We start from the raw sequence: 19,233 nt of genomic DNA on the forward strand, positions 1-19,233 counted from the left end.
TTGAGGCACATTGCCGAGTGGGCGGGCTACTGTCAAGGCCCACCGAGTGAAGAGGAGTTGAGGTGTCCGGGAACCGCCCCACGCTGGAGGCCGTGGCCGAGCGCGCCGGAGTGTCGCGGGCCACGGTGTCGCGCGTGGTCAACGGCGGCGCGGGGGTACGCGAGCCGCTGCGCGAGCGGGTGCACCGCGCCGTGGCCGAGCTGGGCTACGTACCGAATCAGGCCGCGCGCACCCTCGTCACCCGGCGCACCGGCGCGGTCGCCGTCGTCATCGCCGAACCCGAGAGCCGGGTCTTCGCCGACCCGTTCTTCGCCCGGCAGTTGCGGGGGATCAGCGCGGAACTGGCAGCGGCGGACACGCAGTTGGTGCTGCTCTACGTCGCGGACCGGGCGGACTACCCGCGGATCGGCCGGTTCCTGGCCGGCGGACACGTGGACGGCGCGCTGATGTTCTCGCTGCACCGCGACGACCCGCTGCCGGGCATGGCCGAGGCGGCGGGGCTGCCCGTCGTCTACGGCGGCCGGCCCGGCTGGCCGGGGGCGGCGGGGGAGCGGGGCCTGCTGTACGTGGACACGGACAACCGGGCGGGCGCGGAGCTGGCGGTCCGGCACCTGCGGGGGCGGGGGCGGCGGCGGATCGGGCACATCGCGGGGCCGCTGGACCAGACGTCGGCGGTGGACCGGCTGGCGGGGTACCGGGCGGCGCTGGCGGGGAACGGCGGCACCGGCGCCCGCGAGGAGCTGGTCGCGGAGGGCGACTTCACCCCGGCGGGCGGCGAGCGCGCGATGGCCGAGCTGCTGGCCCGGGCCCCGGACCTCGACGCGGTGTTCGCCGCCTCCGACCTCATGGCCACCGGCGCCCTGCGCACCCTGCGCGCACACGGCCGCCGCGTCCCCGCGGACGTCGCGGTCGTCGGCTACGACGACCTGGAGCCGGCGACCTGGACGGAGCCGCCGCTGACCACGGTGCACCAGGACGTCGAGGGGATGGGCGGCGTGATGGCCGGGCTGCTGCTGCGGAGCCTGGGGGGCGGGCAGGAGGACCGGGAGCCGGTGGTGACGACGCCGCGGCTGGTGGTCAGGGAATCGGGCTGAGGACCCGGATCCGGGTCCTCGGGACAAGGCCCGTATCGGAGGACCCGGACCGGAGGGCCCGGGATCAGAAGCCGGCGCGGGCGGGCTCGTCCACCCGGGCCACCGACTCCTGTGCGAACCGTGCCGTGTAGGCGTCGCGGATCTCCTCGATCCGGACGCCCTGCTCCTGGGCCTCGGTGAGCGGGTAGAGCAGGTAGACCTCGTACGAGCGCTCCCGCTCGATGGTGCCGTGCCGGTCGCGGTACTGGCCCCGTACCTCGTCCACCGTCAGTCCCGCCGGGAAGCGCGGGGTGACGACCTCGTCCACGAACCCGCGGAACTGCCGGTCGGTGACGTCCGGGCCGCCGTCGGGCCGTACCGTGCCGAACATCAGGTGGCTCTGCACGTACGGCTCCAGGTCCGCGGCCTGCGACAGGGTGACCGGCGGGGCGGAGTCGCCCTCCGCGAGGGCGGCGGGGGCGGTGGCCGCGGCGGCACCGGCGAGGGCCGCGGTGAGGGCGAGGGCGGCGAGGCGAAGGCGTGGCTTCGTAAGGTTCACGACCGGGGAAACGATCACCGGAAGGGAAAGTTGCGCGGACGCGTCGGGGGCCGTTTGTTTGCCCGTTGTTCGGCTTCACCTCACCGACCGGTGGCCACGCCGTTGCAGAATCGAGGCCCTCCTCCGGAACACGAAAGGCCCTTCCATGCAGGGAGAGCGATTCACCGCGCCCACCCCACCGGGCACGAGACTGCTGCACATCGGCCCCCACAAGACGGGCACCACCGCCCTCCAGGCCGCCTTCCACCAGGCCCGCGACACCCTCCGGGAACAGGGCGTCGTCTACGCCGGGCCGGGCCGCCAGGCGAAGGACCCGGCGGTCGCGATCGCCAGGAAGGACCCGACGGCGGCGGAGCGGGAGCCCTGGGAGGCTTTCTGCAGGGAAGCGGCGGAGGCGGGTGACCTGCGGTTCTTCGCGAGCAGCGAGTTCTTCGCGACGGCCTCCGCGGACGCGGCGCGGGTGGCGGTGAAGGAGCTGGCGGGCGAGGGCGGCGTACACGTGGTGGTGACGCTGCGCCCGCTGCGGAAGATCATGCCGTCGCACTGGCAGCAGTACGTCAAGCACGGGCTCTGCGAGTCGTACGAGACCTGGCTCGACGCCATGCTGCGCAAGCCCCCGTACGAGGAGCCGACGCCGGACTTCTGGCACCTGCAGCGGCACGACGAGCTGATCGAGCGCTGGGCGGCGGCCGCGGGTCCGGAGAACGTGACGGCGGTGGTGGTCGACGAGGCGCGGCCGCTGTGGCAGTTCCGCGTCTTCGAGCAGTTGCTCGACCTGCCGGAGGGGGTGCTGAAGCCGCAGGAGAGCGGCGGCAACTCGTCGCTGACGCAGAGCGAGGCGGAGCTGCTGCTGCAGCTCAACCGCAAGCTGAGGGACCGCAACTGGAGCACGTGGCGGCAGAGCAAGGTGATCCGCGAGGGGGTGGTCCCGCGCCTGCAGTCGTACGAACCGGCGCCGGACGAACCCCGCATCACGACTCCGCCGTGGGCGGAGACGGCGGTGGCGGAGGTGGCGGAGCGCGTGACGGCGAGCATCGCGGCGTCGGGGGTCAGGGTGGTGGGGGACCTGGACGCCTTGTCGCGGCGGCCGGCCACCCCGGCGGAGCCGGTGACGCCGACGGAGATCCCCACAAAGGCGGCGACGGAGGCGGTCCTGGGCGGAATACTGGCGTCGGCGGCCCTGGCGGCGAAGGCCACCCCGCCCGCCCCGCCCCCGGCACCGGAGGTGCCGGTGACGCGGGCGGCGCCGGGGGCGCTGGAGGACCGGCCGGTGCGGAATGTGCCGGTGAAGGACTTGGTCCGGGTGGTGGCCCGCCGGGCGGTACGACGCATGCGGGGGTGAGGGCGGGAGGCCTGCCGGGGGCGGGGCGCGGGCGGGGGGTGCCGCGGACGGGGTCCGGGCCGAGCACCGAGGAGGTCGAGGGCCGAGCGCGCCGGCGGGTCCGGGGCGGGGCGCCGGTGAGGGTCCGGGGAGGAGGCCGCCCGAGGGGCGGGCGGAGCGCCGGGCCCTGTGTGCGCGGCGGCGGTGTTGCAGCGATATCGCGGTCGTCGGCTCCCACGGGTTGGAGCTGGTGACCTGGAGCCGGTGAGCTGGACGGCGCCGCCGCTGAGCGGGGAGCCGGGGGCGGGCGGCCCTTCGCGGGGCTCGGGGGCGGAGGGCCTGTGGGTGCGAGGGCGTAGTCGCGGGGGTTCTGCCTTCGGTGGTTTTGAGGTGCGGTCGGGGCGAAGCCGGTGGGGACGGGGGCGTAGCGCCCGGCGGTGGGGTTAGGGGGGTTCCGCCCTCAGGCTTCGGGGCACGCCCTGAGGCCTTCGGGGCGGAGCCCGGGACGGGGTCTCGGGGCGAAGCCCTCAGGGGGTACGAGGGCGGAGCCCCCTGGGGGTTTGGGGGCGGAGCCCCCGGCGGGGTCCGGGGGCGGAGCCCTCGGCGGGGGTCTCGGGGGCGCAGCCCCTGAGTTTCGGGAAGGGGCGGGGCCGGGGCACCCCTCCCCACCCCGCACCCGGGCCGGCACACGCACGTCGGGGGGCGAAAGTCGGCCCCCGGGCCCCGTACAGGCCTGAATCAGGGGGTGTAACCCCGAGTTACGGCCACATTCGTCCACCCTGTGCACGACAAGCCGCCCGACCGCACGCGACACGGCAACCGCCGCCGGGCCCACCCCGTTCCAGGCCGGCCGGAAGGCACCGGCGCCGCCGGTTCCGGCCCGGTCGCCGCGAGGCCGGAGCCCGGCGCTGCTGCGGGGGCGGCGGCTGCGGGAGGTGGGCCCCATGCTCCACACCCACGTCCACGCAGCACGCAACCGAGCTCCGAACACCCCGACGCCGCACCCCCGGAACGGAAGTACCCACCGCCCGGGGCCCACCCCGTTCCGGGCGTCCACCCCGTTCCCCGGCGCCCCCGGCACCCGGGCACCGGGTCGGACGTGGTGCGTGGGCGGAGCCCCCCACGGGGGTGGGGTGCCGGGGTTTGCCGGTGTCGTGTGGTGACCCACCGGGCCACCCATCTCCTGAGTGTGCGGGCCTCCGCCCGCCGTCAAGGGCGCCCCTCTCCGCTTCGCTCCGAGAGGCGTCGCTACGCGATGGGGCTTCGCCCCACCCTTGACTGCGGACTCCGGCCCGTGACAGACCGGCGGCTATGGGTGGCCCGGAGGGCCTGGCACTCCTTGAAGCCACGTACGGGTCGGCGGGCCGGTGGACGGGGGCCGCCCCCCCCGGAGCCGGGCCCAACCGCGCGCGGAAGCCGCCCGTTCCGGACGAGAAACGAGCCGGGCCGCCGCCTGCTGCATCGGACACCCCGGCACGGCAGGGCGAACCCCCGGAGCGAGGCCCCGACAAGCGGACCAGCCCGGGTTCCGGACGACAACCGAGCCGGTGCACCGCCCCCATCCGGCGCCCTGGCACGGGGCCCTGCGGGGCGGGGTAGCCGGCGCGCGGACCGCCCCGGGTGCGGGAGGGCGACGGAGTTGGGCCCAAGCTTGTTGTGGGTGCCCCCGGGGGTGGGTGCGGAGGCGTGCCCTCCATGGGCAAAAGGCGGTCCGCTAGGGTTCTTTGCCCCAGTTCGGGCAAGCCGTTACCGCGACTTCGTACCGCTGGCCCGCACTGGGCGGCCGGGCGGGGGTCAGCGCGTCCCGTTGTGCAAAACTCGGTTCGCGTGGGTGATTTGAGTAGGTTTTGGAAGGGTGATGTCGAAGAGTTGTGTCCGCTGCGTGCGCTCAGGTCGTTTGCCTCGCGGATTTCGACCCCTCAGGGGCGGACGTGTGCCTTTCGGGGCGAAACTCGGGCCAGGGGGGCGATTTGGCCCTATTTGGCCGGGCGGTCTCCCTGAACATGTACCGGTGGCGTGCATTCCGGCGGCCCTCGGAGCCGCCCCGCCGCCGGACCCCTTGCCCCGGGACCACCCGCCGCCCAGAGGAGAGGCACCGGGGCACCGCACCCCCGACGCCGTGCCCTCCGACACCGCCCACCCCCCAGCCCGCCCTCGTGCCTCCCCCGCCCCCTGTCCCGCCTGCCGGCCACCGTCGCGCCCCGGCACCCCCAGCGCGCCCCGGCACCCCCAGCGCCCCCGGCCCCCCCCAGCGCCCCCGGCCCTCCGTACCGCCCGCCCGCCACGCCCCCCGCCGGGCCCCGCCTCCTGCGTTCGACACGCCCCGTCGCCTGCGTTTTCATGGAATCGCCGGGCTTTTCCCGGTTCGTACCTCCGGGGAAGGTCGTGATCATCCCCTACCTCCGGTGGGAGGCACCCGTGCACCACGACAAGCGTCCGACCAGCGGCTCCGGCCGGGAGAACGGTGGCCGGGGCGACGAGCAGTCGTCGCGGGATCCGTATGACGACGAGCGGGATCAGGCCATCGACGCCGATCCGCAGCTTCGTGAGATCGGGCGGGCCCGGTTGCGGAAGCGGGCGGGTCGGTCGTCCGGGGGTGAGCAGGGCGGTGGGGCGCGGCGGTGAGCCGCGTGCGAGCTGCTGATTACTCCCTCCGGTCGACACCTGAACGGCGGAGGCGTTACATGGGTGATATGCCGGTTTCGTCGAGAAAAGTCGGCGGACCGCTTCTATCCCTGCACGCACCATCCAGCGGGAGGAACTGTGCAGACCGACAGGAACACAGCCAGTGGCGGCAGTGGCAAGGCCGCGAAAGCCGCGGGGGTAGGGCGCGAGACCGACGCCGCCGCCGCGGCGGGCGGCGGCGGCCAGGGCGAGCAGAGCCGGCGCGGTCAGCAGCCCGAGAACGCGCAGCGCGGGGGCGCTGCCGAGGACCAGCGCGTCGTCGCGTACCGCGAGCGGCTGCAGGTCGAGCCCGTCGACCGGCGGCAGCCGATGGGCGAGGCCGAGGTCACGATCCGGGTGCGGGAGACCCCGCAGCGGTTCGAGGTCACCCGCGGCCACGACGAGTGCGTCGTACGACGCAGCGACATCGACGGCAAGGAAGGCAATCTGATCGCCGGCGACCACCACGAGTTCGTGGAGCGCAGCGTGAAGGTCCCGCTCTACGGCGAGGACGCCGAGGTCGTCGTCCACAAGGTCTCCGAGCCCTACGCCGTCGCCGACATCGGCACCCGGCGGATCGAGGACACCCAGACGTTCGAGACGGTCCTCAAGACCGAGGAGATCGTCGAGAACGTGCCGGCCGACTCGGGTTCGGCGATGAGCGTCCGCGAGGTCCAGGAAGGCTACGACCTGCGTGAAGGCTCCCGCCGTGGACAGCAGCAACAGCAGAGCAGCGGCTCTGCCGGCCACGCCGCCGCGCCGGAGAGCGCCGACACCCCCGGCGCCGCCGAGGACATCGGGGAGGGCAAGGGGCGCGGTCGCTGGTTCTGACCGCCTTCCCGCTCTGCCTCCAGCGCGGGGGCCCGCCGACGTGCGGGCCCCCGCCCGTCGGTTCCCACCGCACCGGCGGCCTCACCGTCGAAGGGCCCTCACCGCCCAGCGGCCTCACTGTCCAGGCGGGCCTCACCGCCCAGCAGCCTCACCGCCCCCGTCGCCCCCGCCGCTCCCTCAGGCCGCCTTGCCCGGCTTCTTCGCCGCCTTCTTGCTCGTCTTCTTCGCCGCCGTCTTCTTCGCCGTCGTCTTGCCCGCCGTCGCGGCCTTCTTCCCCGCCGCCTTCTTCGTCCCCGTCGCCTTCGTCCCCGCCGTCTTCTTCGCGGCCGTCTTCTTCGCCGCCGCCTTCTTCCGTGGCGCCGCCGTCCCCCCGCGCTTGTCCTTCGCCGCCTGGACGCTCGCCTCCAGCGCCGACATCAGGTCGATCACCTGCCCCCGCTCCTCACCGCCCGCCGCCTCCTTCGGCAGCGGCGCGATCCCCTCCTTGCTCGCCACCAGCGCCTCGACCGCCTCGCGGTACTCGTCCGTGAACTCCTCCGGGTCGTATCCGCCCAGCGCGTCCATCAGCGAGTCGACCATGTCCAGCTCCTGCCGGCGCACGGTCACCTTCTCGTCGGGCGCCACCGTCTGCGCCGAGCGCACCTCGTCGGGCCAGAGCATCGTGTGCAGGACGAGGACGTCCTCCTCCTCCAGCACCCGTACGAGAGCGGGCGCCTCGCGGTTGCGGAGTGCCACCTTGACCACCGCCACCCGCCCCGAGCGCTTCAGCGCCTCGCGGAGCAGGACGTACGGCTTGGCGGCCGCGGCGTCGGCGGCCTTGACGTAGTACGCGCGGGAGAACTGGATGGGGTCGAAGTAGCCGACTTCCTCGAAGCCGACCACGTCGATGATCTTCTTGCTGGGCAGCGGCAGCTCGGCCAGGTCCTCGGGGGTGAGCACGACGAGTTCGCCGTCCTCCGTCTCGTACGCTCTGGTGATCTCCGCGTACTGCACCTCGCGGTCCTCCAGCTCGCAGAACCGGCGGTAGCGGATCCGGCCGCCGTCCGCGGCGTGCACCTGCCGGAAGGACACGCCGTGCTCCTCGGTGGCGGAGTAGAGCTGGACGGGAATGCTGACCAACCCGAAGGAGATCGCACCCTTCCATATAGATTTCATCCATATGTCCTCTCTCCCGGAGGTTCAGCATATGCCGGTCACCGAGGTCGAAGGACGCCGCCTGAAGCTCAGCAACCTCGACAAGGTGCTGTGGCCCGAGTACGGCTTCACCAAGGGCGAGGCGTTGCACCACTACGCCCAAGTCGCCGACGTCCTCCTGCCGCACGTGCGCGACCGGGCCGCCTCCTTCCTGCGCTTCCCGGACGGCGTCGACGGGCAGCGGTTCTTCGCCAAGAACGCCCCCGCGGGCACGCCTGAATGGGTGAGCACCGTCGATGTCGAGCTGACCCGGAGCACCGTGCGCCACGTGCTCGTCCAGGACCTGCCGACGCTGCTCTGGGCGGCGAACCTGGCCGCGCTGGAGTTGCACGTACCGCAGTGGAGGGCGCTGGACCCCGGCGCGCAGCCCGGGGCGCCGGTCAGGGCGGACGAACGGCTCGCCGACCGGATCGTCTTCGACCTCGACCCCGGCCCGCCCGCCACCGTCGTCGAGTGCTGCCGCGCCGCGCTGCTCGTGCGCGAGGCGCTGCGCGCCGACGGGCTCGACGCCTGGCCGAAGACCTCCGGCTCCAAGGGCCTGCACCTGTACGTGCCCCTCGCACCCGCCTCCGCCGAGGCCGTCAGCGCGTACGCGAAGTCCCTGGCGCGGCGGCTGGAGCGGGAGCATCCGGAGCTGATCCTGCACCGGATGGCCCGGAAGCTGCGCCCGCGGAAGGTCTTCGTCGACTGGAGCCAGAACTCGCGGGCGAAGACGACCGTGGCCCCGTACGTCCTGCGTGCCAAGGACCGGCCGACCGTGTCCACCCCGCTGACCTGGGACGAGGTGGAGGCGTGCGCGGACCCCGACGAGCTGGTCTTCCTCCCCGGTGACGTGCTGGAGCGCATCGACACGCATGGTGACCTGCTGGAGCCACTGCTCGGCGAGCACTTTGACCTGCCGGATATGACTGATTAGTCCATTCGTGGGACAGTGGAGAGCGACCGACACGTTCGACAGGGTCACGAGGAGGCGTCGGTCATGGCCAAGCACCACAAGCACGACTCCAGCCGGCATCGGCAGGGTGGGAACGCCGCGTTCCAGGAGGCGATGAACGCCCGGAACGAGCGCGACAGGGAAGCTCAGCGGCAGTCCTCGACGGCGGCGCACAACGATGCCAAGTCCCAGAGAAGCAGGATGACTCCGCAGGTCGAACGGCGCGGCGCGCGCCGGAACCGCGGATAGCGAACGATCCCTGCCGCCGGTCGCGGGCGCGCTCCGCACGGCCGTCCCACCGGCGGCGCGGACGCGCCCCGGCCGCGTGCCCGGCGTGCTCGGGGCGCTGGGCACGCGGCGAGAGCGGGGAGCCCCCGGGGCCGCGGGGACCGGCCCCGGGCCCGGCCCGTACGCGTACGGCTGCCGTCCTTCGCGTACGGGCCCCCGCCACGCCTGGGCGCTCGCCCTTCGCGCATGGGCTCCCGCCGCCCTGGCCCTCGCCCTTCGCAGCACGGGCTCCCGCCGCCTTGGCCCTCGCCCTTCGCAGTACGGGCTCCCGCCACGCCCCGGCCCTCGCCCTTCGCGTACGGTCCCCGCTACGCCCCCGGTCCCCGCGCCTCCTCCGGGCCCTTGTCCGGGCGCAGCCCCCGCCACACCGGGTGCCGCAGCACGCCCGTCGCCGTCCACTCCCCGTACGCGACCTCCCCCACCAGCTCCGGCTCCACCCAGTGCACCGTCCTCGCCGCCCGCACGTGCCGGTCCGCGACCGGCCCCGCGAACGGGCTCGTGTCGCGGGCCAGCCCCGCCAGCCGCTCCCGCAGCACCTCCAGCGCGTGCCGGGAGAAGCCGCTGCCCACCGTGCCCGCGTAGGCCAGCTCGCCGTCCTTCGTCCACACGCCCATCAGCAGCCCGCCGATCGCGTCCGACCTGCTGCCCGCGCCCTCCGTCCAGCCGCCGACCACGACCTCCTGGGTGCGGACGTTCTTGATCTTCAGCCAGAGGTCGCTGCGCCGCCCCGGCAGATACGGCGACGACAGCCTCTTCGCGAGCAGCCCCTCCAGCCCGTACCGCCTGGTCATCTCCCACGCCTCGGTGCCGTGGCCCTCCCAGTGCGGGGGAGTGCGCCAGCGCGGTCCTTCCAGGTGCAGGTCCGTGAGCAGCGCGCGGCGTTCGCGGTACGGGAGGCGCAGGGTGGACGCGCCGTCGAGGTACGCCACGTCGAACACCATGTAGTCGACCGGCACCTCGGTGGCGAGGCGGGCGATGATCGCGCCGCGGGTGAGGTTCATGCGGCGCTGCAGCGCACCGAAGGAGGGCCGGCCGTCGGGGGCCAGCGCGACGATCTCGCCGTCGAGCACGCAGGCGTGCCCGGCGGCGGCGAGGGCCTCGCCGAGCGGGGCCAGCTCGGGGTAGCGGGCGGTGACGTCGTTGTCGTTGCGCGTGAGCAGCGTCAGCGAGCCGTCGCCCGGGGCGTATGCGACGGCGCGGATGCCGTCCCACTTCAGCTCGTACGCCCACGAGGGGTCCGCGGCGGCCGTCGGCAGGCTGCCGGAGACCGCCAGCATGGGCGGGACGTGCGGCAGCCCGCCGAGGTCGGTCATGCGGGCAGAGTAAGTTCCGGGCCTGTGCTACGCCTCCTGGGCGATGTCCGCGCGCAGCGGCTCCAGGGTGGCGCCGATGGTCTTCACGGTCTCGTCCGGTACGCCGAGGCCGACGAGGGTGGCCGTCAGATGGTCGACGACCCGCTCGAAGTGGGCCGGCGTGATGCCGAGCCCCTCGTGGGCCTTCCGCATGCCGCGGCCGTTGTAGCCGCCGGGGCCGCCGAGGGCGGCGCCGATGAAGGCGCGCTGGTGGCGCTTGAGCCGCTGGACGTCGATGCCGTCGAAGAACGGCTTCAGCTCCGGGTCGTCGAGCACTCGGTCGTAGAAGTTGTCCACGGCGGTCGAGACCGCCGTCTCCCCGCCGATCGAGTCGTAAATAGTCATGAGGCCCGATTATTGGGGCCGGTGGGGCTGGAGTGAAGAGCGTAGAACGTTTAATTCCGGCCCAAGTTTCCGCCGACTACGGACCGGGCGCCGGGCATTGTCAGCCGTTACCGCCCATGCGCTGCAGTATCGCCCGCTTTGCGGCTGCGAACTCCTCGTCCGTCAGCACCCCGGCGGCGTGCAAGTCGCCCAGCTCACGCAGCCGGCGCAGCACCGCGTCGTGGTCGTCACCCGGAATCGTCTCCTCCGGTGCCTCCGCGTCCGCCGCGGCGGGCTCCTTGCGGAACTCCGGCGGCACCGCGTCCGCCGGCTCCGGCCCGGCCGCGGGCAGCGCCGCGGGCGGCTGCCCTGCCCCGTCGCCCACGGCGTCCGCAGGCGCGTGGGGGTGCGGCAGCCGTACGGTCACCGCCGCCGCCAGCAGCACCGCCGCCCCCGTCTCCTTCTTGGTGCCCCACAGCGCCAGCGTGTGGGGATCCTTGTCCGGGTCGAGGAAGACCGCGTTCCCCTGCGGCCGGAACCGCAGCCCGCCGGACTCCAGGCCCGCGCCGCCCGCCCACTCCACGCCCGCCAGGTCGGCGAGCGGGAACGTCCGGTTCCCCACCCGCTTCTTCACGTCGTCGACCAGCCAGTTCCACTCCAGCCGGACCTGCTCGCCGTCGAACGTCGCGGTGCCGTCCATGCCGCCCGCGGTCAGCGGCACGGCCGGGCCCGGGAGCAGATAGCGGTCGACGGGGCCGTCCGGCACCTGGTCCAACAGCAGCGCCCTGCGCACCTCTTCGGCGAAGTACTCCGCCACCCCGCCGCGGTCGCGCTCCGGCCGCAGCAGGTACGGACTCGCCATCTCCGGCAGCCGGCCGCCCGAGGCCCGGAGCAGCGGACACGCGCCGTCGCGCAGCCGCAGCCGCAACAGCCCGCCCTTGCGCCCCGGTTCGTACGCGATCCCCGCCACCGCCGGCAGCGGCACGGCGACCTCGCCGAGCAACTGCCGCAGTTTGTGCACCCCCCGGTCGCGGCCCGGGATGATCCGTATGATCTCGCCGTCGAACTCCCAGGTTCCGTCTTTCGCGATCACCTCGGCCATACCGCGAGTCTATGGCGCGATCACGTGAACGTCAGTTCGCCTGGAATCCGCTCTAGACGTCAACGCTCTGTCACCTGGCCGACGCACAGGGTATGGACAGCGGTTGCCCCCAGCAATTGCAATACCGCGCATGACGCCTCCCAACCCGCAGGACGCCCTGCGTGCCGCCGCGGCACACGTGAGCCGCCGCCGCTTCCTCACCGTCACCGGTGCCGCCGCCGCGCTCGCCTTCTCCGTGGGCCTGCCGCAGGCCCACGCGGACGAGCCGGCGGACCCGGGGACGATACGCCAGGAGCCCTTCACCCTCGGCGTCGCCTCCGGCGACCCGGCCCCCGACGGCGTGGTGCTGTGGACCCGGCTCGCGCCCGCGGCCTTCGAGCCCGACGGCGGGATGCCGCCGACCCCGTTCCTGGTCCACTGGGAGATCGCCCACGACGAGGGCTTCCGCCGGGTCGTCCGGCGCGGACGGGAGCTGGCCCACCCCGAGTTCCACCACACCGTGCACGCCGAGGTCGACGGGCTCGCGCCGGGCCGTCCGTACTACTACCGCTTCCGGCTCGGCCCCTGGATCAGCCCCGTCGGCCGTACGACCACCGCGCCCCCGCAGCACGCGCGCAACTCTTCCATGCGCTTCGGCGTGATCGCCTGTCAGAACTACCCCGGCGGCTACTACACCGCCTTCCAGCACCTTGCGAACGAAGACCTCGACGCCGTCTTCCACCTCGGCGACTGGATCTACGAGGGCGCCGTCTCCTCCACCGGCGGCAGCCGCGCCTACCCCGCCGGCACCCTGCCCGGCGTCTTCAACCACGAGACCGTCACGCTGGAGGACTACCGGCTGCGGTACGCCCTCTACCGCAGCGACGCCGACCTGCGCGCCGCCCAGGCCGCCCACCCCTGGATCCTCACCTGGGACGACCACGAGGTCGAGAACAACTACGCGGGCGCCGTCTCCCAGGACAACCAGCCGCCCGAGGAGTTCCTCGTCCGCCGGGCCGCCGCCTACCGGGCGTACTGGGAGAACCAGCCGCTCCGCAAGCCGCAGCGCCCGCGCGGCGCCGACCTGCGGCTGTACCGGCGGCTGCACTACGGCACGCTCGCGCAGTTCGACGTCCTCGACGGCCGGCAGTACCGCACCGACCAGGCGTACGGCGGCGCCTGGGCGCGGCCGGGGGCCGACGCCGACGACCCGGCGCGCACGATGCTCGGCGAACGGCAGGAGCACTGGCTCGCGGACGGCTGGCGCGACTCCCGGGCCCGGTGGAACATCGTGCCGCAGCAGGTGGTGCTGGCCGAGCGGCGCAGCGAGCCGATCGAGGCGTACACCGTGAGCATGGACGCCTGGGACGGCTACACCGCCGCCCGCACCCGGTTCCTGGACGCGGCCGAGGCGGCGCGGGTGGAGAACCTCGTCGTCCTCACGGGCGACGTGCACGTGCACTACGCGATGGACGTCAAGCGCGACTACGCCGATCCGAACGCGCCCGTCGTCGCCAGCGAAATCGTCGCCACCTCCATCAGCAGCGGCGGCAACGGCGCGGAGCGGCCGGCGAGCTACGACCGGCTCACGAAGGCCAACCCGCATCTGCGGTTCTTCGACGGCCGCCGCGGCTACGTGACCGTCGCGCTGGACCGCGAGCAGTGCCGCGCGGACTTCCGCGTGGTGCCGTACATCACCACCGAAGGCGCCCCGGTCGCGACCGCGGCTTCCTATGCGATCGAGGCCGGGCGGCCGGGACTGCACCGGGTGTGACGGTCCCGCCTGCGGGCGCGGGGCCGCTCGTGGGCGTGTACCCGGCACCGCCGCCCGACCCGGCGGTGCCCCCCGGGCCACCCGAACCACCCGGGCCGCCCGAGCCGGTGGCGCCGACCGAGCGGCTGACGGCCGCGACCCTGAGCCACAGGGCCGCGGCCTTCAGCGCCGAACCGGCGCACAGGCCCCAGGCGGCCCCCGGTACGCCCCCGGCGGCGTAGCCGGTGAGCATGCAGCCGACCGACAGCAGGGAGAAGACCACCTGGATCGGCAGTGTGCTCTCCGGGCGCAGCACGCGCAGCGTGAGCAGTGCGCTGGTGCCCAGGGCTATGCCCGCGTACTGGCTGCCGGTGGCGGGCAGCAGGGAGGACGTCGACGCCCAGGTGTCGCCGAGGAGTTCGCGGCCCGCGGAGTCGGGCAGGAGGACGAGCACCGTCGTCCAGGCGGCGGCGGTACCGGCGAGGAGGACGGCGAGGGCGGCGGCGGAGCGGAGCTTGCTGCGCAGGTTCGGGATGCGGTGCATCACCGGCGGGCCGAAGGAAGTCGCCGAGTTGTAGAGGACGTTCATCGGCCCGTACAGGGTCGTCGCGCCGCGCAGCGCGCCGACCGCGAGCTGGCTGGCGACGAGCCCGAGGCCGATGACCGACAACTGCGTCGCGCCGTTGCCCACCGCGAACTCCACCACGAACCGGCGGCCCAGGTGCCCCCGGCGCAGATAGCGCCGCCAGTCGCCGCGGGCGCCGCGGAGCCGGTACCCGGCCAGCGCCAGGCAGAGCAGCAGCGCGGGCAGCGCGGAGGCGCCCCACACGGCGATGAGCCGGGCCGGGGACGAGCCGTCCGGCTGCAGCACGAGCGCCGGGACGGCGACGACGAGCCGCAACAGGTCGGCGAGGAGCGCGTGGTGCGGCAGCCGGAGCGCGGCGAAGCAGTACCGCAGCACGTCGTGCAGCAGCACGACGGGCAGCACCACGCCGAGCATGGCCAGCCCGTGCGCCAGCTCGCCGGGCACCAGCGCGAGCAGGAGCGCCGCCGTGCCGCCCACCGCGGTGGACGACAGCGCCGAGAACGTCACCGCGGAACGGCATGCGGACGCGACGCCGGTGGGCGGCGGGCGCGGCGCGTCGGGGTCGGGCTCCGCCCAGGACGGGATGACCGGCCCCTCGTGCGCGGTGGCGTCGGCCCCGTCGGGCCCCACGCCCGGACCGCCCGCGCCGGCCTTCCCGTTCCTGCCGCCGTCGCGCTCCAGCACCAGCGCCTGGCCCACGAAGCTGCTCTGCACGCCGAGCACGACGGTGAACGTCATGTAGACGAGGGAGAAGACCGCGAAACCCTCCGCCGACGACTCCCGCGCGGCGACCACGAGCACCGCGATGTTCGTGAGCGCCGCCACGCCCTGGTCGGCGACGGAGGAGGCGATCGCCCAGCGGGCGCGCATCTACCGCCGCGAGGAGCGCACGGCCCGGCCGTCGGCCGGGTAGTCCGCCCCCGTGGCCTCGGCCGGCGGCGCCGGCATCCCCGTGCCCGAACCCGCGTCGCCGCCGCGCCCGTCGCCCCGGGCGCCGGCGCGGCCCGCGCCTCTGCCGGACCGGCCGCGCCCGCCCGCGTCGGGCTCGCCGCTGCCGTGCGAGTGCAGCACCGCGCCGAGCACCGTGCCGCCCGCGCCCGATATCAGCTCGCGGATACGTGCCAGATCCTCGCGGTGCACCTGCCGCGGGTCGCAGACGACGAGCACGCCGTCGACCCGGTCGGCGAGCGCCAGCGCGTCCGCGTACGACAGCACCGCCGGCGCCAGCACCACCACGACGGAGCCCGGGGCGTCCGCCTCCGAGATCAACTGCGTGGCCGGGGCGGACGTCAGGGCCCGCGCCGCGTTGCGCACCCGGGTGCCGGGGATGAGGTCGAAGGCGCCGGACTCGCCCGCGTCGATCGGAATCTGCAGGCCCGTCGGCCAGCCGCCGTCACCGCGCGCCGGCGTACGGGCCCAGCCGGGCCGCACCCCGTCGGCGGCGCTGAGCCGCGCCGACAGGCTCGGCGTGCGCAGGTCCGCCTCGACGAGCAGCACCTCGTGCCCCATCTCCACGAACGACGCGGCCAGGTTGACCGAGACCGCGGCGGGGATGTCTATGCTGCCGCGCGGCGCGACCACCAGCAGCCGCCGCCGGTCGGCGAAGCGCTGGTCGTACGCCAGCCGGAAGGCCATCGAGCGGTACTCCTCGGCGACCCTGCCGGTGGCCAGCAGCCCGCCGGGCCTGCGGGTGCGCGGCAGGGTGCCGAGCACCGGGGCGTGCAGCGCCCGCACGACATCGCTCTCCGAGCGCGCCGTGGGATCGAAGACCAGCCGCACCCAGGCGACGAGCAGCCCGAGGCCCACGCCGAACGCGGCGCCGAGGCCCAGCAGCATGAAGATCCCCGGCCCCGCCGGCTCGGCGGGACGCGTGGCGTCCCGCACGACGTGCCCCGGGGTGGTGTCGAGGGCCTGGAGCTTGGCGCGGTCGGCGGTGATCTGGCCGATGCTCTGGCTGAGCGAGGAGCGGGCGGACAGCGCGGATTCCAGCGCGCGGCCCTCGCCGAGGGACTCGATCTCGTCGTCGAGCGCGTCCCGCTCCGCGATCAGCGGTTTGATCTGGTCGTCGTAGGCCTCGACCATGTTGTCGATGGTCCGCTTGCTCTTGTCCTCGCGGTACGCGAGGTAGGCGGCGGCGAAGGCGTTGGAGCGCTCGGCGGCCGTCTCGGCGTCGTCCGCGCTGTAGTCGAAGCGGAGCACCAGTGTGTTCGGCGGGTTGGTGACCTGCAGGCCGTGCTGGAGCTTCTCGCCGTCCTCGGGCTGGCCGACCTCGTCGGCGACGATCTTGGCCACCGCGTTGCTCGCGGCGGTCTGCCGCTCCGTGCCGATGTTCTCCTTGATGGCCGTCGCGTCGCTGCCGGAGGAGAAGGGGTCCAGGCTGACCTGGCGGAGCGTGACCTCGCTGGACGCGATGTACTCGTCGCCGGAGGCGAGGGCGATCCACCCGCCGCCGAACAGCCCGAGGACGACTCCCAGGACGATCATCCCGCGGTAGCGCAGCAGTTGCCGGAACTGGTCACGCAGCAGGTCCGGCTCGTCCTGCGGCTGCGTGGCGTGGCTGTCGCCCGGAACGTGCTGTGACATGGTCGCGGCCCCCCTCAACCGGTCTTGTCAGTATGCGTGACGGACTCCACGGCCGGCTCCCCGGCCGCCTTCCGCCTGTGGACAACCGGCCGGTTGTGGACAACCGGCTCCCCGGCCCCGTCCGGTGCCTCGTCCAGCGCCTTGTCCCCTGCCCCGCCCAGGGCCTCGTCCAGCAGCGCCGTGATCCGGCCCAGACCCGCCTCGCTGCTCAGGTGCTCCCGCACGTACACCGGCCCCCTGGCGCCCAGTACGTCGGCCGCCTCCGAGTCCCCGGCCAGCTTGCGCACCGCCTCCAGCAGCGCCGCCGGGTCCTCCGGCGGCACCGTCACCCCCGCGCCCGCGCGCCGCATCTCCTCCGCCGTGCCCCCGCCGCCGGCGACCGAGGCGACCACGGGCCGTCCCGCGGCGAAGTACGAGGTGAGCTTCGACGGCACGCTCATGTCCAGCACCGACGAGCGCTGCGTGACCGCCAGCACGTCCGCCGCGGCCAGCACGTCGGTGAACTCCCCGGCGTCCGCGGGCGGCAGGAAGTCCAGGTTCGGCAGCCCCGCGCCCAGCGCGGCCAGGTGCGCGCGCTGGTTGCCGTCGCCCATCAGCACGACCCGCAGCGTGGGGTCCGTACGGGCCGCCTCGACGAGCACTTCCAGGCCCTGCTTCAGCCCCATGTTCCCGGAGTGCAGCAGCACCGTCTGCCCCTCGCGCCACCCCAGCCGGGCGCGCATCTCGGCGCGCGGCCGTGTGGGCCCGCTCACGTGGGACCAGTTGGGGACGACGCGTATCCGCTTCTCGTCGACGCCCATCGCGGCCACCCGCGGGACGAACGTCTCGTGGATCACCCCGACCAGCGTCGCCCGGCGCAGTACCCGGGACTCCACCGCACGCGCCGCCGCGGCCGCGCGGCCCCCGCCGCGGATGCCGCTCTGCGCCGCCGCGGCGCCCATCAGATCCTGGACGACGGGTATGTAGGGCACGCCGTGGCGGCGGGCGAGGCGGGCGCCGAGCGCGCCCCCGGCCAGGCTCGGCAGCTGCGCGACGACCGCGTCGGGGGCGGGCATGCGGGGCGGCGCGACGACGCCGTGGGCGAGGATCGACGCCTCGTACAGCGCGCGCCGTACGGCGGTCTGCCGCGCGGGGACGAAGTGGCGGCGGCGGTGCAGGCGGACGCCGGCCGGCTCCTCCTCCGTGCGCCAGACCCCCCGGTAGTCCTCGGCGACGCGCCAGTTCGGGTAGTGCGGCATGCCGGCCAGCACGTGCACCTCGGCGCGACCGGTCTCGGCCCAGTGCTCCGCGATCTGTGTCGCATATGGGCCGATTCCTGCCTGTTCTGGCGCATAGTTGGTCGAGACCAGCAGTACCCGCGTCACCATGCCATCCCTCGTTTGCCTTCCCGAAGCCCGGGTTGCACCTTATCCGCACCTGCCCGTTATGGTTGACACTCCTGGCGCGCCGGGGGTTGCGCCCATATCAGGGGGAATACTTGGGGGGTGCCGTGGCGCACACGGTCGGCTATGCACCGGGGGTCTACGACCTCTTTCACGTCGGACACCTGAACATCCTCAGGCACGCCCGCAGCCGTTGCGACTATCTCGTCGCGGGTGTGGTCTCCGACGAGATGGCGCAGTTGGCGAAGGGCCGCGCTCCGGTCGTGCCGCTGGTCGAGCGGCTGGAGATCGTACGCAGCATCCGGCACGTGGACGCCGCCTTCGTCGAGACCGTGCCCGACAAGCTGGAGACCTGGCAGCAGGTCCGGTTCGACGTGATCTTCAAGGGCGACGACTGGCGGGGCACGCCCAAGGGGGACAAGCTGGAGGCCGACTTCAGGACGGTGGGCGTGGAAGTGGTCTATTTCCCGTACACCGTGCACACGTCGAGCACACAACTGCGCCGGGCGCTCGACGCACTCTCCGACCGCGGCCCGCGCGGTGAGAGCCCGGTCAGCTCGTCGCAGACAGCTCCCGGAACCATTTCGCCGTAAACGCGATGAGGAACAGCGCCGCCGCCACGGCCAGCGCCGTATAACCGGCGAGAAACGCGCTCTCGCTGCCCAGCAGCAGGAACACCACGCAGAAAACGCCGTAGTCCACGGGCAGCAGCGCCACCGCGCGCAGCCGCGAGGGCGGCGGGGCGGCCGCGGGACCGGCGCCGGGGACGGGCTTCGGCTTGAGCTTGTCGGCCAGCAGCCCGCCGCAGAAGATCAGCACGGCCGCGAGCTGAAAGCCGAGGGGTAGCAGCAGCCAGGCGTCCGAGGAGAGGTCGAAGAAGCGGTAGAAGGAGACGAGGACGGCGGCGTGCACGGCGGTGACCTTCGCGCAGTCGACGACGTGGTCGAGCCACTCGCCGGCCGCGCTCGACTCCCGGCGCAGCCGCGCGAGCTGGCCGTCGGCCGAGTCGAGGGCGAAGCCGGCGACGAGCAGCGCGTACACCGCGACGGCCAGTGCCCAGCCGGGGCGTACCAGCGCGACGGCCGCGATCCCGCCGCCGGTGAACGCCGCGCTGAGCAGCGTCACATGGTTCGGCCGCAGCCCGAGGACGTACGCGCCCGCCGCGAACACCCGCCCGAGCGGCCGGTTGACGTAGCGCGAGTAGAGCGAGACGCCCTTCGCCGTTTTCTGAGCTTTGCGCAACTCGCTCAGTGCTGCCCCGAATGTCATGCGCAGCATGATGATCGCTCGGACCCGTCCCAGGGAAGG

The 19,233-nt window shown here is 73.9% G+C and carries 17 protein-coding genes; 8 read left to right on the plus strand and 9 right to left on the minus strand.

Translation table 11 applies throughout. The annotated features are described in order from the left end of the window. The first annotated feature begins 62 nt into the window (after nucleotides 1-62). Nucleotides 63-1,094, plus strand: a complete 1,032-nt coding sequence (locus ABGA99_RS26345; protein ID WP_347579442.1) for a LacI family DNA-binding transcriptional regulator — start codon at nucleotides 63-65, stop codon at nucleotides 1,092-1,094. Between the two features lie 64 nt (nucleotides 1,095-1,158). Here ABGA99_RS26345 and ABGA99_RS26350 read toward each other — a convergent pair whose 3' ends face one another. Beyond that, nucleotides 1,159-1,632, minus strand: coding sequence for a DUF3574 domain-containing protein (locus ABGA99_RS26350; RefSeq protein WP_347583562.1), 474 nt, complete (start codon nucleotides 1,630-1,632; stop codon nucleotides 1,159-1,161). Nucleotides 1,633-1,777: 145 nt separating this feature from the next. Between ABGA99_RS26350 and ABGA99_RS26355 the strand changes: the two genes are divergently transcribed. The 3 genes from ABGA99_RS26355 (at nucleotide 1,778) to ABGA99_RS26365 (ending at nucleotide 6,448) form a co-directional block, all read left to right on the plus strand. Further along, entirely contained in the window at nucleotides 1,778-2,974 is a 1,197-nt protein-coding gene (locus tag ABGA99_RS26355) for a hypothetical protein (protein WP_347579440.1), read from the plus strand. 2,397 nt (nucleotides 2,975-5,371) lie between these two features. Continuing rightward, on the plus strand, nucleotides 5,372-5,578 hold the full coding sequence (locus ABGA99_RS26360) for a hypothetical protein (protein ID WP_347583563.1): 207 nt from the start codon (nucleotides 5,372-5,374) through the stop codon (nucleotides 5,576-5,578). A gap of 138 nt (nucleotides 5,579-5,716) precedes the next feature. Beyond that, nucleotides 5,717-6,448, plus strand: a complete 732-nt coding sequence (locus ABGA99_RS26365; RefSeq protein WP_347581538.1) for a DUF2382 domain-containing protein — start codon at nucleotides 5,717-5,719, stop codon at nucleotides 6,446-6,448. Nucleotides 6,449-6,625: 177 nt separating this feature from the next. Here ABGA99_RS26365 and ABGA99_RS26370 read toward each other — a convergent pair whose 3' ends face one another. After that, entirely contained in the window at nucleotides 6,626-7,603 is a 978-nt protein-coding gene (locus tag ABGA99_RS26370; protein ID WP_347581539.1) for a Ku protein, read from the minus strand. A 31-nt stretch (nucleotides 7,604-7,634) separates the two neighbouring features. On the opposite strand from ABGA99_RS26370, the gene ligD (ABGA99_RS26375) reads away from it, so the two are divergent. Continuing rightward, nucleotides 7,635-8,558, plus strand: a complete 924-nt coding sequence (ligD, locus tag ABGA99_RS26375) for a non-homologous end-joining DNA ligase (RefSeq protein ID WP_347581540.1) — start codon at nucleotides 7,635-7,637, stop codon at nucleotides 8,556-8,558. A gap of 63 nt (nucleotides 8,559-8,621) precedes the next feature. Further along, nucleotides 8,622-8,825 carry a hypothetical protein gene (locus ABGA99_RS26380; RefSeq protein WP_347583564.1) on the plus strand — a complete coding sequence of 68 codons (204 nt, stop codon included), beginning with the start codon at nucleotides 8,622-8,624 and terminating at the stop codon, nucleotides 8,823-8,825. Nucleotides 8,826-9,172: 347 nt separating this feature from the next. Here ABGA99_RS26380 and ligD (ABGA99_RS26385) read toward each other — a convergent pair whose 3' ends face one another. The 3 genes from ligD (ABGA99_RS26385) to ABGA99_RS26395 all read right to left on the minus strand — a co-directional run bounded on the left by ligD (ABGA99_RS26385) (nucleotide 9,173) and on the right by ABGA99_RS26395 (nucleotide 11,642). Then, complete coding sequence (gene ligD / locus ABGA99_RS26385; RefSeq protein WP_347581542.1) at nucleotides 9,173-10,177, minus strand: non-homologous end-joining DNA ligase; 1,005 nt, start codon at nucleotides 10,175-10,177, stop codon at nucleotides 9,173-9,175. A gap of 27 nt (nucleotides 10,178-10,204) precedes the next feature. Continuing rightward, a complete protein-coding gene (locus ABGA99_RS26390) occupies nucleotides 10,205-10,561 on the minus strand; it encodes a group 1 truncated hemoglobin (protein WP_101424839.1) in 357 nt (118 codons plus the stop codon). Between the two features lie 100 nt (nucleotides 10,562-10,661). Next, nucleotides 10,662-11,642, minus strand: a complete 981-nt coding sequence (locus tag ABGA99_RS26395; RefSeq protein ID WP_347581543.1) for a DUF4429 domain-containing protein — start codon at nucleotides 11,640-11,642, stop codon at nucleotides 10,662-10,664. Between the two features lie 130 nt (nucleotides 11,643-11,772). Between ABGA99_RS26395 and ABGA99_RS26400 the strand changes: the two genes are divergently transcribed. Next, nucleotides 11,773-13,395, plus strand: a complete 1,623-nt coding sequence (locus ABGA99_RS26400) for an alkaline phosphatase D family protein (protein ID WP_347583565.1) — start codon at nucleotides 11,773-11,775, stop codon at nucleotides 13,393-13,395. Here ABGA99_RS26400 and ABGA99_RS26405 read toward each other — a convergent pair. From ABGA99_RS26405 to ABGA99_RS26415, 3 genes are read right to left on the minus strand one after another with little or no spacing between them, the layout of a single operon-like run. Further along, nucleotides 13,316-14,830: a hypothetical protein gene (locus tag ABGA99_RS26405; protein ID WP_347583566.1), complete on the minus strand. Its 1,515-nt coding sequence runs from the start codon at nucleotides 14,828-14,830 to the stop codon at nucleotides 13,316-13,318. The two genes, ABGA99_RS26400 and ABGA99_RS26405, sit on opposite strands and share 80 nt — an antisense overlap. Then, nucleotides 14,831-16,543 (minus strand): lipopolysaccharide biosynthesis protein, encoded by a 1,713-nt coding sequence (locus tag ABGA99_RS26410; protein WP_347581546.1) that lies wholly within the window; start codon nucleotides 16,541-16,543, stop codon nucleotides 14,831-14,833. Nucleotides 16,544-16,557: 14 nt separating this feature from the next. After that, the gene (locus ABGA99_RS26415; protein ID WP_347583567.1) at nucleotides 16,558-17,910 is read right to left on the minus strand and encodes a glycosyltransferase family 4 protein; all 1,353 of its coding nucleotides are present in this window, start codon (nucleotides 17,908-17,910) and stop codon (nucleotides 16,558-16,560) included. A gap of 122 nt (nucleotides 17,911-18,032) precedes the next feature. Between ABGA99_RS26415 and ABGA99_RS26420 the strand changes: the two genes are divergently transcribed. After that, nucleotides 18,033-18,518, plus strand: a complete 486-nt coding sequence (locus ABGA99_RS26420; protein WP_347581548.1) for an adenylyltransferase/cytidyltransferase family protein — start codon at nucleotides 18,033-18,035, stop codon at nucleotides 18,516-18,518. Here ABGA99_RS26420 and ABGA99_RS26425 read toward each other — a convergent pair. Next, complete coding sequence (locus ABGA99_RS26425; RefSeq protein ID WP_347583568.1) at nucleotides 18,478-19,203, minus strand: CDP-alcohol phosphatidyltransferase family protein; 726 nt, start codon at nucleotides 19,201-19,203, stop codon at nucleotides 18,478-18,480. The two genes, ABGA99_RS26420 and ABGA99_RS26425, sit on opposite strands and share 41 nt — an antisense overlap. Nucleotides 19,204-19,233 lie beyond the last annotated feature (30 nt).

The sequence above is a fragment of the Streptomyces sp. B5E4 genome, from assembly GCF_039871555.1.
Taxonomy (GTDB): Bacteria; Actinomycetota; Actinomycetes; order Streptomycetales; family Streptomycetaceae; genus Streptomyces.

Coding starts and splice junctions, on each gene's coding strand:
- ABGA99_RS26355 (WP_347579440.1), top strand. CDS start 1,778: ATGCAGGGAGAGCGATTCACCGCGCCCACCCCACCGGGCACGAGACTG.
- ABGA99_RS26370 (WP_347581539.1), bottom strand. CDS start 7,603: ATGAAATCTATATGGAAGGGTGCGATCTCCTTCGGGTTGGTCAGCATT.
- ligD (WP_347581540.1), top strand. CDS start 7,635: ATGCCGGTCACCGAGGTCGAAGGACGCCGCCTGAAGCTCAGCAACCTC.
- ABGA99_RS26380 (WP_347583564.1), top strand. CDS start 8,622: ATGGCCAAGCACCACAAGCACGACTCCAGCCGGCATCGGCAGGGTGGG.
- ligD (WP_347581542.1), bottom strand. CDS start 10,177: ATGACCGACCTCGGCGGGCTGCCGCACGTCCCGCCCATGCTGGCGGTC.
- ABGA99_RS26390 (WP_101424839.1), bottom strand. CDS start 10,561: ATGACTATTTACGACTCGATCGGCGGGGAGACGGCGGTCTCGACCGCC.
- ABGA99_RS26395 (WP_347581543.1), bottom strand. CDS start 11,642: ATGGCCGAGGTGATCGCGAAAGACGGAACCTGGGAGTTCGACGGCGAG.
- ABGA99_RS26400 (WP_347583565.1), top strand. CDS start 11,773: ATGACGCCTCCCAACCCGCAGGACGCCCTGCGTGCCGCCGCGGCACAC.
- ABGA99_RS26405 (WP_347583566.1), bottom strand. CDS start 14,830: ATGCGCGCCCGCTGGGCGATCGCCTCCTCCGTCGCCGACCAGGGCGTG.
- ABGA99_RS26410 (WP_347581546.1), bottom strand. CDS start 16,543: ATGTCACAGCACGTTCCGGGCGACAGCCACGCCACGCAGCCGCAGGAC.
- ABGA99_RS26415 (WP_347583567.1), bottom strand. CDS start 17,910: ATGGTGACGCGGGTACTGCTGGTCTCGACCAACTATGCGCCAGAACAG.
- ABGA99_RS26425 (WP_347583568.1), bottom strand. CDS start 19,203: ATGCTGCGCATGACATTCGGGGCAGCACTGAGCGAGTTGCGCAAAGCT.